Annotated in this window: 12 protein-coding genes; 5 read left to right on the top strand and 7 right to left on the bottom strand. The window is 46.1% G+C overall.

Annotation, left to right across the window (positions count from 1 at the left end; genetic code table 11):
* The first annotated feature begins 232 nt into the window (after window positions 1-232).
* From ABTW55_RS03910 to rfbD, 5 genes are all read left to right on the top strand, one after another.
* Window positions 233-1657 (top strand): mannose-1-phosphate guanylyltransferase/mannose-6-phosphate isomerase, encoded by a 1425-nt coding sequence (locus ABTW55_RS03910; RefSeq protein WP_033654599.1) that lies wholly within the window; start codon window positions 233-235, stop codon window positions 1655-1657.
* Window positions 1658-1669: 12 nt separating this feature from the next.
* Complete coding sequence (cpsG, locus tag ABTW55_RS03905; protein ID WP_033654600.1) at window positions 1670-3043, top strand: phosphomannomutase CpsG; 1374 nt, start codon at window positions 1670-1672, stop codon at window positions 3041-3043.
* A gap of 176 nt (window positions 3044-3219) precedes the next feature.
* Window positions 3220-4233, top strand: a complete 1014-nt coding sequence (gene galE, locus ABTW55_RS03900) for a UDP-glucose 4-epimerase GalE (protein ID WP_060419870.1) — start codon at window positions 3220-3222, stop codon at window positions 4231-4233.
* A gap of 681 nt (window positions 4234-4914) precedes the next feature.
* Complete coding sequence (gene rfbC / locus ABTW55_RS03895) at window positions 4915-5448, top strand: dTDP-4-dehydrorhamnose 3,5-epimerase (RefSeq protein ID WP_033642476.1); 534 nt, start codon at window positions 4915-4917, stop codon at window positions 5446-5448.
* Complete coding sequence (gene rfbD / locus ABTW55_RS03890; RefSeq protein WP_033654602.1) at window positions 5448-6326, top strand: dTDP-4-dehydrorhamnose reductase; 879 nt, start codon at window positions 5448-5450, stop codon at window positions 6324-6326. The genes rfbC and rfbD overlap by 1 nt, the downstream gene beginning before the upstream one ends.
* An 88-nt stretch (window positions 6327-6414) precedes the next feature.
* Here rfbD and ABTW55_RS03885 read toward each other — a convergent pair whose 3' ends face one another.
* The 7 genes from ABTW55_RS03885 to ABTW55_RS03855 all read right to left on the bottom strand — a co-directional run bounded on the left by ABTW55_RS03885 (window position 6415) and on the right by ABTW55_RS03855 (window position 15415).
* Window positions 6415-7239, bottom strand: coding sequence for a glycosyltransferase (locus ABTW55_RS03885; RefSeq protein WP_072008427.1), 825 nt, complete (start codon window positions 7237-7239; stop codon window positions 6415-6417).
* Window positions 7220-8305 carry a glycosyl transferase gene (locus tag ABTW55_RS03880; RefSeq protein ID WP_033654604.1) on the bottom strand — a complete coding sequence of 362 codons (1086 nt, stop codon included), beginning with the start codon at window positions 8303-8305 and terminating at the stop codon, window positions 7220-7222. Before ABTW55_RS03880 ends, ABTW55_RS03885 begins: the two co-directional genes overlap by 20 nt.
* Entirely contained in the window at window positions 8302-9414 is a 1113-nt protein-coding gene (gene wecB, locus ABTW55_RS03875; RefSeq protein ID WP_033654605.1) for a non-hydrolyzing UDP-N-acetylglucosamine 2-epimerase, read from the bottom strand. The genes ABTW55_RS03880 and wecB overlap by 4 nt, the downstream gene beginning before the upstream one ends.
* A gap of 61 nt (window positions 9415-9475) precedes the next feature.
* Window positions 9476-10525: a glycosyltransferase family 4 protein gene (locus ABTW55_RS03870; protein WP_072008428.1), complete on the bottom strand. Its 1050-nt coding sequence runs from the start codon at window positions 10523-10525 to the stop codon at window positions 9476-9478.
* Window positions 10515-13283, bottom strand: coding sequence for a glycosyltransferase (locus ABTW55_RS03865; RefSeq protein ID WP_060419866.1), 2769 nt, complete (start codon window positions 13281-13283; stop codon window positions 10515-10517). The genes ABTW55_RS03870 and ABTW55_RS03865 overlap by 11 nt, the downstream gene beginning before the upstream one ends.
* Window positions 13276-14598: an ABC transporter ATP-binding protein gene (locus ABTW55_RS03860; RefSeq protein WP_033654607.1), complete on the bottom strand. Its 1323-nt coding sequence runs from the start codon at window positions 14596-14598 to the stop codon at window positions 13276-13278. Before ABTW55_RS03860 ends, ABTW55_RS03865 begins: the two co-directional genes overlap by 8 nt.
* Window positions 14588-15415, bottom strand: coding sequence for an ABC transporter permease (locus ABTW55_RS03855; RefSeq protein WP_060419864.1), 828 nt, complete (start codon window positions 15413-15415; stop codon window positions 14588-14590). Before ABTW55_RS03855 ends, ABTW55_RS03860 begins: the two co-directional genes overlap by 11 nt.
* Between the last annotated feature and the right edge of the window lie 533 nt (window positions 15416-15948).

The following is a 15948-nucleotide window of genomic DNA, read 5'->3' as shown; positions in this document are numbered from 1 at the left end:
TGCTGCTCTTTTTTGCGTTAATACGTTATGTTATTGGCTGGTAGTTCCTTCTGTATTTATACTTGCTTGGTTTATTTTTATACATAATTTTCTGTTAAGGAACGGTAGGTTAGAAGGATGCATGCTTTTCGCAAAGTGTAACGATTGGTTAATATCCGTACGAATTTTAGAGTGATGCTGCTGACGTGCGGCGGCGTCCTTGTAAGAACGATGGCTGAGTAAAGGGTAGATAATGTCCAAACTAATTCCTGTGGTTATGGCCGGTGGTACTGGGAGTCGTCTGTGGCCGATGTCGCGAGAATCGTTTCCTAAACAGTTTTTATCTATTGATGACAGCGGGGTGAGCCTGCTGCAACAAACGTTACAGCGTTTGTCGGGTCTGACCGGTATCGAAGTTGCTGCTCCTCTGGTCATCTGCAACGAGGAACACCGTTTTTTAGTTGCCGAACAATTACGTGAAGTTGGACAATTAGCGACCAATATTATTTTAGAGCCCGTAGGGCGTAATACTGCCCCAGCAGTGGCGTTAGCCGCTCATCTTGCTGCTGAGGAAGACGAAGAGAGTATGCTTTTGGTGCTGGCAGCGGACCATCTGATCACCAAAGTGGATAATTTTCACGCGGCTATTCAGACGGCTATTTCGTTTGCAGAAAACAACCAATTGGTCACGTTTGGCATTATCCCTGAGCACCCTGAAACGGGCTATGGCTATATTAAGCGTGGCGAGCACCTTTCCAATGCATGTTTCAAAGTTGATTCGTTCGTTGAGAAGCCGCGTTTGGAGAAAGCGGTCGAATACCTCGCCAGCGGTGATTACAGCTGGAATAGCGGTATGTTTATGTTCAAGACGGCCAAATTCCTGCAGGAACTGCGGCAGTTCAGTCCTGAAATTTTCAGCACAACCCAGCAGTCTGTGAGCAACAGTCAACGCGACATGAATTTTATCCGGGTTGAGCAAGACATCTTCAAGCACTGCCCTAGTGACTCCATCGACTATGCGGTGATGGAAAAGACACATGACGCGGTGGTGATTCCTATTGATGCGGGCTGGAGTGACGTCGGTTCCTGGTCCTCATTGTGGGAAGTGTCAAAGAAGGATCATTTGGGTAATGTCAACGTGGGTGAAATTATCTCAATCGATTCCAATGATAACTACATTTCCTCTGAGTCCGCGTTGGTGGCGACCATCGGGTTGGAAAACCTGGTTGTGGTCAACACCAGTGATGCCTTGCTGATCGCTCACAAGGACAAGGTGCAGGATGTGAAGAAAGTGGTTGATGAGCTTAAAAAACGCAATCTTCATCATTTTCGCCAGCATTCCACCGCCTATCGTCCCTGGGGCAAGATTTGCGATATCGACAGCGGCACGTACTTCCAGGTGAAGAAAATCATTGTGCGGCCAGGGGAGGGGCTGTCGGTACAACGCCATCTCCACCGTGCCGAACATTGGGTCGTCGTGAGTGGGACAGCAAGAGTTAACGTTGATGATCAAGAGTTCTTCTTGTCGGAAAATCAGTCTACCTTCATTCCTCCGGGCAGTGTCCATACGTTAGAAAACCCGGGAAAAATCGATTTGGAAATGATCGAGGTCAGGTCGGGGCACTATCTGGAAGAAGATGATATTGAGCGTTTGCAAGATCGCTATGGCAGAGTTTAATAGGGTTTGGTAATGCAAAAATTGACGTGTTTTAAAGCTTATGACATTCGGGGAAAGCTGGGCGAAGAGCTGAATGAGGACATCGCGTATCGTATTGGACGCGCCTACGGCGAGTTTTTGAAGCCCAAAAATATCGTGTTGGGCAGCGATGTTCGGTTAACCAGTGAAAGCCTGAAACTGGCGCTGGCGAAGGGTTTGCAGGATGCGGGCACTGATGTGATAGACATCGGCTTAACCGGTACCGAAGAAATCTATTTCGCCACAACCTATTTAAAAACGGATGGTGGCGTGGAAGTCACCGCCAGCCACAACCCGATCGATTACAACGGCATGAAGTTGGTGCGTGATGGCTCTCGGCCGATTAGCGGCGATACCGGGTTACGGGCGATCCAAGAACTGGCGGAGAAAAACCAATTTCAGGCCCCGCCTGCAATGCGCGGTAGCTATGTTCGCCAGGACGTATTAGGGGCTTATGTAGAACACATTCTGTCCTACGTCGACGTGAAAAATTTCAAACCATTGAAGCTGGTGATCAACTCGGGCAACGGTGCGGCGGGGCATGTGATCGATGCTATTGAAGCGCAACTGAAGGCGCGGGGCGTGCCGCTGGAGTTTATCAAGGTGCATCACCAGCCGGACGGCACTTTCCCTAACGGTATTCCCAACCCATTGCTGCCTGAGTGTCGCGCGGATACCGCCGATGCGGTGCGTGAGCATAGCGCTGATATGGGCATCGCGTTCGACGGCGATTTCGACCGCTGCTTCCTGTTCGATGAAAAAGGCGATTTTATTGAGGGTTATTATATCGTCGGCTTGCTGGCGGAGGCCTTCTTGCAGAAACAGCCGGGCGCGAAGATCATCCACGATCCACGTCTGAGTTGGAACACCGTCGATGTAGTCACCGATGCCGGGGGCGTACCCGTGATGTCGAAAACCGGCCATGCTTTCATTAAGGAACGCATGCGTGCGGAAGATGCCATTTATGGCGGAGAGATGAGCGCTCACCACTATTTCCGTGATTTTGCTTATTGCGACAGCGGCATGATCCCGTGGCTTCTGGTCGCTGAACTGGTCAGTGTGAAGGGACAAACTCTGGGGCAACTGGTACAGGATCGCATTGCCGCCTACCCGTCTTCCGGTGAGATCAATATCAAACTGGCTCAGCCAGACGTATCCATTGAAAGCGTTAAACAACACTATTTACCGCATGCCGATGAGGTAGACTACACAGATGGCATCAGCATGGCGTTCGCAGGCTGGCGTTTCAATCTGCGTTCCTCCAATACGGAACCTGTGGTACGTCTTAATGTCGAGTCGCGGGCCGATGTTGCACTGATGCAAGAAAAAACCGACGAGATTTTGGCGCTGTTGGCCGCAGGGTCGTAATGTTTGTTTGAGGTTTTGCGATAAGTCAGTGATGAGGGCGGTTTTTACCGCTCTCGCTTAGAGGTTGTTGTGATACCTTTGAGTTGCGATCCAGGCCTGTTTAGGCGACTTGGCAGGTAGCTTTCTTAAAATACGAAGAGATATCTTTCGGTACAACCGAGGTATAAGAGGTTGAAATGACAATATTAGTTACCGGTGGTGCCGGTTACATTGGATCTCACACCGTTTTATCTCTGCTGGAACGTGGCGACGACGTGGTGGTGTTGGACAACCTGTCGAACTCGTCAGCGGAATCTTTACACCGCGTAGAGAAACTGACGGGAAAAGCCGCCGTGTTTTACCAAGGCGATGTTCAGGATACTGAATGCCTGCATCGCATCTTTGAAGCGCACACGATTACCGCTGTGATCCACTTCGCCGGCCTTAAGGCCGTTGGGGAATCTACGCGTAAACCGCTGGAATACTACCAAAATAATGTTACAGGAACGCTGGTGTTACTGGACGCTATGCGCCGTGCCGGCGTGCATGATTTCATCTTCAGTTCCTCCGCCACTGTCTATGGCGCCAATTCGCCGGTGCCCTATGTGGAGACGACACCGATCGGCGGGACAACCAGCCCTTATGGCACGTCCAAGTTGATGGTGGAGCAGATCCTGCAGGATTTCGCTAAGGCTGAACCGCAATTTTCGATTATTGCCTTGCGTTACTTCAATCCGGTGGGGGCTCACGAGTCCGGACTAATTGGCGAAGATCCTAACGGTATCCCCAACAACTTGCTGCCTTACATCTCACAGGTGGCTATCGGCAAGTTGGAAAAGCTGGGCATTTTCGGCGGAGATTATCCGACGAAGGACGGCACGGGAGAGCGCGATTACATCCATGTCATGGATTTGGCTGAAGGCCACCTGAAAGCCATGGATCATTTGCCGAAGATCAACGGGTTTAAGGCTTATAACCTGGGGGCTGGCGTAGGGCACTCGGTGCTGGCGATGGTTCAGGCGTTTGAAAAAGCGTCCGGCGTAACGATCCCTTACCAAATATTACCTCGCCGCGACGGCGATTTGCCTGCTTTCTGGGCGAACGCCGATCTGGCTTATCAGGAGTTGGGTTGGAAAGTCAGTCGGGGTATCGATGACATGATGCGCGATACCTGGAACTGGCAGAAGAAAAATCCGCAAGGATACCGTTAAACAGCGCTGATTAAAAATATCGATTGTTGGTAGTCTGGGCGGTGCTCCGACAGCCACAAGGCTATCGGAATCTAATAAACAAGAAGAGCACCGATCAGCGAGGGTTTATCACCCTCGCTTTTTTATGGGCTTTATCTGATAATAATCAGCACTTCCTTATGAAAAATCCGCACTATCAGATTATACTGGTGCCATTGAAGATACTTTGTTGGGACGATATGTCGTTATGGCATAAAACCGCAGGGTATTGCTGGTCACGGTATCTGGTGTGTGAATATGAGATGTTCCCTCCTGGAAATGCCTTGTTGAAGATCTGTTGAGAGAGACAAGAGCAGCGAGTATGTTAGCCTATCAGGCTTGTGAAGCTTTAAACTCCACCATTTCACTTACTTTGCATCAGTAAGGTACACTGAAGTTTTGCGCTAATGGTAGTGAGTATCAAGGCGTTGAGAGGAAGACGCTGTGGTTGGTCACGGATTTTATCAATCGTTTACCTCAAAATGATGCTTCCTGGCTCCCTTGTTTGCCTCTGTTCTCATGTTGTTAACAGGTGGCGGTAAGGAGGATTAGGCTTTGTTTACGTTTTTCGCCATCACGCCAATAAAGCTAAGATATTGTAATTGACTGTATTTTGCGAGAATTTTTTGAGCACAAATTCTCGCGTCTTATGAGGTATGCAGAATGCAGGTTATCGATACTAAAATCGATGGAGTCAAAGTCATTCAACCAACGGTATTCAGTGATACTCGCGGTTTTTTTATGGAAACGTTCGAGAAGCGTCGCTTTCAAGACATGCTGGATATCGATTTGGACTTCGTCCAAGACAATTATTCACGCTCTTCTCGGGGGGTTTTGCGCGGATTGCACTATCAAGATATCAAGCCGCAAGGCAAGTTGGTTCGTGTGGTGCGGGGCGAAGTTTATGATGTTGCAGTAGATATTCGCCCAGACTCACCCACATTTGGCAAGTGGGAAGGCATTGTGCTATCGGAAGAGAACAAAACTCAGCTTTGGATCCCGCCAGGTTTGGCCCACGGTTTTGTCGTACTTTCTGAGATCGCGGATTTTGAATATAAGTGCACGGATTACTATTCGCCAGAACATGAAAGGTGCCTGATGTGGAATGATCCCGATGTCGGCGTGGCCTGGCCTGTTCGGCACCCTGTTTTGTCGGAAAAGGACAAGAACGGCAAATTTCTCAGAGAACTGATTTAATGAGAGTTCTTTTGACCGGGGCTAAAGGGCAGGTCGGGCGCTGTTTTATCGATCGGGTACCCGCCGATTGGGTTATTTTAGCGGCCGACCGCAATACGATGGACATTTCCAAACTGGAGCAGGTTAAGGCTGTCGTCCAGGAGTTTAAACCGACGGCGATCATCAATGCTGCAGCCTATACCGCCGTTGATAAAGCGGAACAAGATTGCGAGGCTGCGTTGTTAGCCAACGTTGTCGGCCCAGCCAATTTGGCCATGGTTGCAAACGCAATGGAGTGCCGACTGCTTCATATTTCTACAGATTATGTTTTCGATGGCCTGGGCAGGCTTCCATACAATGAGTTGGCTGGAACTCGCCCACTGTGCATTTACGGGAAAACCAAGCGTGATGGCGAATTGGCGATCGTCTCAGAAATGCAAGATGCGATAATTCTTCGCACTTCCTGGGTTTTCAGTGAATATGGCGAAAATTTCGTTAAAACCATGCTGAGGTTGGCAAAGCAACGTGAATCTCTTGATATCGTAGCCGATCAACGCGGTTGCCCGACATATGCGGGGGACATCGCAGACGCGATGATAAAAATGTTGCTTTGTGAGGCTCAGGGAGGGATCTATCACTTCTGCGGGGATGAAGAGGTCTGCTGGAGTGAGTTTGCGGAGCACATATTTAAAGTTGCCGCGGAGGTGGGGGCGATTTCTCGCATGCCAAAGGTCAGTAAAATAACATCAGAACAATATGTGACTTTGGCCAAACGTCCTAAATATTCAACCTTGAGTTGCAATAAAATCAATGGGATAGGTATTCCTGCTTCTAACTGGCAGTCAGCCCTGGAATTCGTGATTTCTCGATTGAGAAAAATAGGTTACTTACAAGAGTAATGTCGGCACTGCGAGGGTGAGCATGATGTATTTTGTTCTTTTCATGCTCACCCGGCAGTAATTGGCGCATAGCTTATTCGCTATGGAGTTACCAAATTTTCCAGCCGTGAATATTAAAGAAAGTAATCATTGAACGTGAAAATAGCTTAATATGAACCCAGCCTTTGCGTGCGGCATGGCCACCGTAATGTACTACTTTGACATCAGGGACATAGGCGATTCTGGTAATTTTTCCCGTACGGATGCTGAGATCGAAATCCTCGAAGTAGAGAAAAAATTTGGGATTGAATCCGGATACTTCTTTCAGTACGGAGTAGCGGAAAAACATAAAGCAACCGCTCACAATCGGTGGGTCGAAATAAACATCGTGCGGTGTCAGCGTATCAGCCATTTCATAGCTACGGAGATAATTTTTGAAAAAGCGCTTTCCTTTAACCGACGCAAAGAAACGTAATATATATACAAACACAGAAGGATATCGTTTACATAAATACTGTGTTTCGCCGTTCCCCCAAGTTGCATAAGGCGTAATTAAACCACATTCAGGATGCTTATCCATAAAGGAAAATGCATTCTCTAATGCATTATTATCCATCTCTAAATCAGGGTTTAATATAAGGGTGTATTTTGACTTAATAGCTAAGCTTAAATTATGTGACACTCCAAAGCCAGGGTTGTCTGGTCGCGATATGTAATTTCCGGGAATGACGTCAAGGAACTCTTTAATTAGCGAAGTGACTGCAGGCTCAGTAGTTGGCGAGTTATCAACAACCAATAAATAACAGTCGTGTGCTTTAAAAACGTTTGTCTCAACAAGTGCGGCAAGGGTTTTTCTTAAATCTACAAGATTCGGTTTGAAAATTACTAATGAGATTGTAAGAAATTTTTCATCTTCAATAGCCGGTAAAGACATGAGAGAATCGTCCACTCCATCTTGGGATGTCGTTTGGTTTTTTAGGTGAAGGAAAAACTAGCGTGTTGTCAGGTATAGTAATGCTTAGCGTTGCGTCAGAATTGTAGGCTTCTTCTTTGTGATGCCATAGCATCTCGCCAAATGGAGTCGATAGTATGGCTTTCCCTGCCAACCTGTATTCGTAGAATTTAACAGGGTCGACATATTTAGTAATGTCGTTCTGCAAAAACGGAATAATCACATAATCAAAGGTGGATATCTTATTCATTACCTGGGGGTGTGGAATGGGCGGCTCCAGGATGATATTTTGAGGTAAGCTTTCCGGAATTCCTGTTTTTCTTGGCCCTACCAGGTTTATGACTGCTTCCGGATTTTTAGTGGCTAACTCGAACACCCACTTCCAGTCAAACCAGCTTGCGATTGTGCCGATATAGCCAAATGTGATTTTTTCATGCGATGCTTTCGGGATATGAATTTTCTGCAAGTCATCTGAACACGCATTCAACACCAACTCAGTTTTGCTGGGGGCGATAGACGAAAATTTCTCAATTAAGGCATGGCTTGAGCAGAATATACGGTCAACTTGTCGGGCGATTTCTTTTTCAAGATTAGCCGTATTTTTCTTTGATAGGCCAGAATAAAATGAAGGGAAATCATCCATGGCGTCATACCACACTTGCCGCCATTTAAATTGCTTGATAAGCATGTTGGCCAGCAGACAGGGTTTGCCGATAACTAGGGTGGTATCTTCAGATATAAAATTCTTTATATCGTCAATGATTTTCTTTATTTTCCCTTGGTTGAACAGCTTAAACAACGCAGGTAGCGGCTCCACGGGGGCTACAAAACCCAACCGAGCCAGTTGCAGACCCTCTATCAAATCCAATCCTGCAGGTTCAGGGGCATGACGGCCGGGGGTCAGATCGGCGAGGGTAGGGAAACGACTAGGATAAGGCTCAATCCACAAAAGTTCCTGGGTGGCATGGGTCAGCGCGTATTTGGCGAAAAAATGAGGGCGCTGACTTATGCTCAACCAGGGAACCGCTGAAAGATAGACGATTTTCATTGGCATTGTTTAGCAAAGAAATTGCGGACGATACGGACGATACGCTGGCTGGACTCACCATCACCGTAAGGAGAGCTTCCTTTTGCCATTTCTTGATAGGCCTGAGGGCTATCAAGCAGCAAAGACGCTTCTCTTACGATGTCCGCTTGTTCCGTTCCGATTAATTTCACCACTCCTTCCGAGACGGCTTCTGGGCGCTCAGTATCGCGACGTAAGACCAAGACGGGTTTGCCCAAGGCCGGAGCTTCTTCTTGCACGCCGCCAGAGTCGGAAAGAATCAGGTAGGCATTCTTCATGGCGGCAACGAAAGGGCCATAGTCAAATGGGCTGACCAGCTTAATTCTTTCGTGGTCTTTTAACAGACGGTCCGTGACTTCGCGCACGTTTGGGTTGGGGTGAACGGGGAAAAGAATATAGATATCACTATATTTTTCAATAAGTTCAAGAGCCGCGTTGCAGATATTGACAATAGGTTGGCCGAAGTTCTCTCTGCGATGAGAAGTGATAAGAAGCATCCGGGCGTCTTGGGGGATATCGATGCCGATATCAAACGTCTTTTGTGCGGTCGTCAGCAAGGCATCAATCACGGTGTTTCCTGTAACGTGAATATGCTCTGCAGGAATGCCTTCGTGCAAGAGGTTGCTTTTAGATACTTCGGTCGGAGCAAAATGCAAGCGTGCTAAATGTCCGGCAAGAATACGGTTTGCTTCTTCAGGAAAAGGTGAATAGAGGTCGTGTGTGCGCAGCCCCGCCTCGAGATGAGCGAAAGGCACTTTCTTGTAGAAACAGGCCAGGGATGTCACGAAGACGGTCGTCGTATCGCCTTGTGCGATAACCAAATCCGGTGCTGCCTCTTCGAGAGTTCGGTCGATGCTGGTCATCAGGCGCGCGGTCAACTCTGGCAATGTTTGCCCAGGCGTCATGACATTAAGATCATAATCGGCTTCAATTTCGAAAAGTTGGAAAGCCTGATCCAACAGGTCTCGGTGTTGGGCCGTCGCCAATACGCTAACGTCGAATTCGCCGGAGATCTGAAGAGCCTTGATCACCGGCGCCATTTTTATCGCTTCCGGCCGAGTGCCCACAACGCACATAATTTTCTTTAGCATAACTTCCTCAAAAAATTAACATCCCCATTCTGAAAGCAAAGTCAGCATAGGATGGTCGAAATTAGTGTCTACGTAGCAATTCATCCCAATCGCTCATAAAGGCATGAGCTGAAAACTTATCTTTAAGTTCGGACAGTGATACTTTGGAATTTGCATAGTTTTCAGAAATAAACTCTATTTTTTCTGACAATTGACGTGCACCATGCAGAGGATAGGTGAACTCTTTCTCACGGGGAGCCACTAAATACCGGTGTGCTTCGATATCGGATAAAACGACAGGTATATCGGAACAAATGGCTTCTGAAGCTGATAGCCCAAAGGACTCCCCTGTTGATGGCGAAATAAATATGCCATTTGCTTTGGAGACTGCGATGAGAAGCTTATCAACTTTTAAAAATGGCACTGGCGGCAAGACAACGGCATCGCCAATCAGGCCTCGGCTTGCTAACTCGGTATTGATGTCGATCTCAGAGGATTGTGGGCCGCACAGAAGAAGCATATATTTTTCAGGATGGCGCGTTTTCAGTGAAACAAATGCATCTAATAGTTCAAGTGGGTTTTTTAACTTATCCATACGTCCCAAAAATAGGATAGGCCTTCTCGACCAACGCGGTAACGTTGGAATACTATCTGCCTCATGAGATACATGATCCCAAGGAACAAAATTGCGCAGCAGTGATAGTTGACAGGGCACTTTCTTCAACTCAGGCTCAAGTTGCTCCATGAACAGGTTTGAAGGACAAAGTATTGCCGAACAACTTTCCGGGATATTGCTCAGATAGGCTCTGTTATCCTTATAAGGCGTGTGGCATTCTGCAAAGTATTTGAGTTTTTTAGTATGGCAAAATTCAAGTGCGGCAGGAAAATCGATACAGAATATATAGTGGTAATTCTGCTCCTGCAGATAATTCAGGCTGACTATTTTTACATTGACGTTTTTACAATCAGACAGAGCGGAATTAATCGCTTTAGCTGCACCAGAGTCGTGAGTAAAGAGAACGTCAATCTGATAAATCCCCGTGTCATTTAGCAGTTTTGCACGAGTAAGCATGACCTTTTCAACACCCCCGTGGGTTGCCCAAGGGTAGATAAATGCTATTTTACGAAGCATAAAGTTCTCCGATTCCATTTTGAGTCAAAATGTCTGACTCCATTTTTTTGAACCTGGCTGCCCAGGTTGTTTCTTTCAGGAATGTTTCAAGTTCGGATGAGTTTCGCTCGCAATTTAATGTTTTATTAAACAACTCAAGGATATCACTTCCGTCGGAAAAATAAGTCATCGGATAGCGTTTAATATGTTCGATACCTGTTACCAACGTTGGCAAACCAAAATAAAGGTACTCATATATTTTAATAGGATCTACCGCTTGGGCAAGCTCACCACTTTTGAAGGGGATTAACCCGATCGACCATTCTTTAACATATTGATGGAGATCTTTCGGCATCACTTTACCAACTAGCATGATGTTGGTAAAATGCTTCACTTTTTCGACAACCCATTCGGGCTCGCCATAACCAATAATTTCAAAATGATACTGAGGGTTATGTTCGGCTAGTTTAAAAATGATATCCCAGTCAAACCAGGAGTCCGTAAGGTGGCCGAAGTAACCCACTTTATTTGAGGTGCTCTGCGCGATATTTCGTGTATCGCCCAATACGTTCTCTGAGTAACCGTTGCCAATAACCTCAATATCACTTCGGAGCGAGGAGAATTTATCGCGCAGTGATGGAGCAACGCCACATACATAATCACTTTGTAATATGATAGTTTCTTCCGCTCCTCGCAGATACCAAGGTGCTTGACCCACTTGATTGAAGCACTCCCACTCATCCATGATATCGTAAGCAATGTGACAGCCTTGCGCTCTGAAATCGTAGATAGCTGGTATAAATACCTGTGCTGGCAGAGTAATGATGAATAGCGCCGTTTTACCATTCAATTTGCATTGTTTGGTAAAGTTGACGAATTCATACAAAGGCACTTGGTAAACGTTTTGCCACACCTGAGAGCAACCTTTCGACAGGGACTCCTGCGGTGTCCATTGCCAGGCGATGAAAATAACCTTATACCCTTTTTCAGCAAAATATTTTGCCGCATTAATCGGACGTTGGTTGACCAGTTCGTCAAATTCAAAGCTACAAGGAATAAAGATGATTTTTTCCGCGTTGTTCACCTCTAAGAGCCATGTCGGCAAGTTTTCCGACGCTGTAATTTCAGTTGCAGCGGCATTGCAGCGATACTGGAAATATTTTTGCACGTAGCGATGACGTTGTGAGTGTAGCTTCACTCTTAGAGGCTCGGGAAGCTTCCAGTAAAGGGTTTTAGCTAATTCATAACGTTTGTCTGGTCTGGTGACAGACTGGCTGGTGAGCTGGAACCAATATCTGAGCTTTTGCAGTGAGGTTGCCCCCAAGGCTTGTGCTTGAGTTTGCATATGCTGGTTTTGCTGTTCCGCCATAGAGGTCAATAGTTGAACCAGAGATTTAACGTCTTGTTGCAACGATTGATTTTGCTGCTCTAGTTCACTTAATTTTGCCATCACAGACTGCTCGGCACTCGGAGGGATGATCGTACTACTTTGAAAATCCCCCATTTCCTTATCGAGTTTATTTTTCATTCCGACGTTCTCGGTTAAACATTCATCGTGCATGGTTATTATAGTGCGGCTTTCTAATAAACGATTTGCTACCGTTTTGAAAATAGCGGTAATAAATTCGTTAGCGTATAAATAATTTTCGTCGTGCTGCAACTCAGGGGGTTCTGCTAAATTTTGGTAAAGGCTTAAAGAATCGCTGTTGTCATATCTTTCTTTATCAGGAGCCGTGAAACCTTCGAAAATTTGGCTCCATCGACCTTCACTTTGATATTGGTTGAGCAGTGATGGAGAAAGAGGACGAGCGCTGGAAAATGCAGCTATGAGTTGTTCTTCATCGACATTGCTCAAGTTCCTGCCTGAAAAATTACAATAGGCGGCTTGCTTAAAGAGTTCGTCATCAAGTATTCCTTTGATGCCGTCATATCCTACCAGGCAGATAGGAAGCTGACTAAAACCCGCCTCAAGTACGCCACGTCCCATTCCTGCGAACCCAGCATAATTTTTCATCACTGCGGGAATATCGCTCACGATACCTTTAAAATGAACCCACTCATTGTAACCGTTATCACTTACATAAGTTCTAATTAGGTGTGCATTATCACCGTCCCCATAAATATCTAAGCCGCTTATGGATTCGCAGCGGCTTGCGAAATCGATGAAGCTTATAATACCATCGGATTTGTCACTATCTAATCTGCTGGCGATCAGCCAGCTTTTATTCTCAGGGCACTCTATCTCTGTGTTGTGAATTTGATTATTATCGATCAGATTAGGGACGATCATGACCGACGGATGGTCGATAATTTCCGCCAGTTGGTCTGCTATTTCTTGAGACACGCAGAATATTGTTTGCAGTGTCTTTAGAAAGTAGATGGCCAGCGTTTGATTATAAATGTTCTTGGTGAAATGTTGCAGCGACAGTGGTCCATGCAGCGTCAATAGCGAGGGAATTTTCTCACAATCTGCAGCAATCACTGCGGGGAAAATGCAATCAAAGGGGTGAACATGAACGAGATCAATATCCTTTTCTTTGATTACTTGACGTATCGTGTCGATCGCCTGAATGAGCTGGCTGATTGAGCCTATATTCAAATCGGAATTTTCATGGTATGAGCTCAGTTCTTCGGGCAATAATGTCGAGTCTGCTACAGCGGCAGACATAAGATGTACCTGATAACCGTGGGCAACCAGATCCTTTACCTGGGTGTCTATATAGGTCTCTAACCCGCCGATAGAGTAATACTGAGTTATGATAAGTATTGATTTATTCATGTTCTCCTGACCACTTTTCGAGTGATAACGAAACAGGCAAGGCAGCAATACCTGACATAGTTGTACGGGGCTCTATGACCTTAAGAACGATCACGTCAGTTTTCTTATCAAGGTAGGACATATCAGCGTGGCTGATGGCGTTGGCGATAGCTAATGAAACAAAATAGCTGCCTTCGCACAGAGCCAGGTCAAGTTCAAACGTTGCCCTAAGAATATCGCCGCCCTTAGCATCATGTATATTCTTTTTATGGTATAAAGTGCTGGTGCCAAATACCGTGATGCCTTCAACGGTCTTGATGACTAAACCGGCTTGCAGTTCTGCTATTGGTCCAAACACGCTAATATCAAAGCTGATAACAGCCTTTTCGCCTACGCGGAAAAGATCGCATGGCTGATTGTGGATATCTTTGATAATCCAACTTTCAATCAGTGCTCCGCTTGTCAGGTCGCTTTCGGCTTGTTCCTCGATTGAGCCCTCATGGGCAGCGACGGCGTCCTGGCTTTCTTTTACCGGCGCGTCGGCTGATTTATTGGTGTTTTTAGCGATGTTATTCAGATAACGAAGGTAGGTCTTTTCGTCCGAATAAAGCAGGGCATGGTATTGATCGATGATTTCCTTAGCGCTACCGATGGCTTCAACCCGACCTTTACGCAATAAAATAGCGCGCTGGCAAAACTTCTCTACGGTCGATGTTGAATGTGTCACTAGGATGATCGAACATCCCTGCGCGCGCAGGGATTCGATATAGTCGAAGCATTTGCGTTGGAATTTCTCATCACCGACCGACAGTGCTTCGTCAACGATGAGCACTTCAGGTTTTATGCAAGCCTGAACGGCAAAAGCCAAACGTACATACATTCCGCTGGAGTAGGTTTTGACCGGTTGGTCGATATGTTCGCCGATGTCGGCAAAGGCTTCGATCTCAGGGAACTTCTGATCCATTTCACTGCGCGTCATGCCAAGAATTATGCCGCTCAGATAAACGTTTTCACGGCCGGTAAACTCAGGGTTGAAACCGGCGCCGAGTTCCAGCAGCGCAGCCAGTTTGCCATTGACTTCGACGCTCCCTGAGGTTGCTGTCAGCGTACCGGCGATAATCTGCAACAAGGTGCTTTTCCCTTCGCCGTTACGCCCCAAAATACCGAGTGTTTCACCGCGCTTAACGTCAAAGGTAACGCCGTTTAATGCCCAGAACTCTTTGAAAAACGTACGGTGACCAAACGAGAGCATCTGATATAAGCGATGCTTCGGGTTTGCGTACATTTCAAATCGTTTCGAAATATTTTTGACTGAAATTGCGAATTCAGATGACATCGGCAAACCCTTTACGCGTGAACATAAACCAACCATAACCTAGCAGCATGATGACGAAAGAGGTGAGGGTATAAACGCCCCAACTGCCCCAGGCGATATTTTTACCCAGCATCATGCAATCTCTTGCCTGCTCAATCACGTAAGTCAACGGGCTGAGTTGCATGAAGATATGATAGGCGTCAGGCAGCATGGATATCGGATAGAATATCGGCGAGAGGTACATCAAAATCATGGTGAGCACGCCAACGACTTGGGCGATGTCCTTTAAGTAAACACCTAGAGATGAAAGAAACCAGGATACGCCCAGGACCATCATGAGGAATGGCGCAATGATCACTGGTAACCACAGGATGTGCCAGGTAGGAAGTCCTACAATTGCCACATAAAATAACGACCAGACGATCAAATTTATCACCATTTGAAACAGCGCGGTCAGCAAAGACACGAGCGGCAGCGTTTCAACTGGGAAAACAACTTTCTTAACATAGTTAACGTTATTAACAATTAATGAGGGAGCTCGGTTAATACATTCAGAAAAAAGCCCGAAAAAAATCAAACCAATAAATAGAGCTAACGCAAATTCTCCTTTGGAGTCTACCCCTGCGCCCCAGCGAATTTTAAATACGACGCTGAAAACGAAGGTATAAATCACCATCATCAATACTGGATTAATAAACGACCAAAGAAGCCCGATGAATGACCCTTTGTATTTACTGCCGATATCCCGTTTTGAAAGTGAAATAACAAGATTCTTATTGGTGGTAAGTGTATGAAGACACCGATAAAAAGTCTTAACAAGAATAGAGAAAATATTCATTTAACACCTAGGCTATTGATTAACTTTTTTGACTTTATGGTTTAACTTTCTTCGTAACATAATCATGTGTAACGGATGCGTTATTGATATGGCGGAGGATGAGAAAATAGCTATAGGGCTAAACACACTGTTCCGCGAGCATTCCATGGAAAATACGCCAAAATTTTCTCTCGGAGATTTTCATATCGTGAACATAATCTGTTTTGTCCGTGCGCACCCGCATCGCATTACCACTGGCTATTGTCAAACGCGTTTCGGTCCTACGGTAATGTCGCGGAACACATCAATGATACATGAGATTTTCTTTTATTTTTCGATGCCTTCACTTCAGCAAAAAACATCACATTTCTTGATGAAGCGGAAGTGAACACTGAGTTTTTCGCGTACAGATTGCCTGATTTTTAGGCAGGGCGTTGCTCTGCGCAAGCGTGTTTAGTCTAAAAAAGCACGCTACCGCCCTTGGTAAGCGAGAACCAATAGAAGGGGGCGCGTGTTCGTTTTCATTCATATGCTGAAACTATTTTCAGCATAAA

Source organism: Serratia sp. SM04 (assembly GCF_040280225.1).
Classification (GTDB): domain Bacteria; phylum Pseudomonadota; class Gammaproteobacteria; order Enterobacterales; family Enterobacteriaceae; genus Serratia; species Serratia sarumanii.
This window is presented reverse-complemented; position numbering and strand designations above follow the sequence as displayed.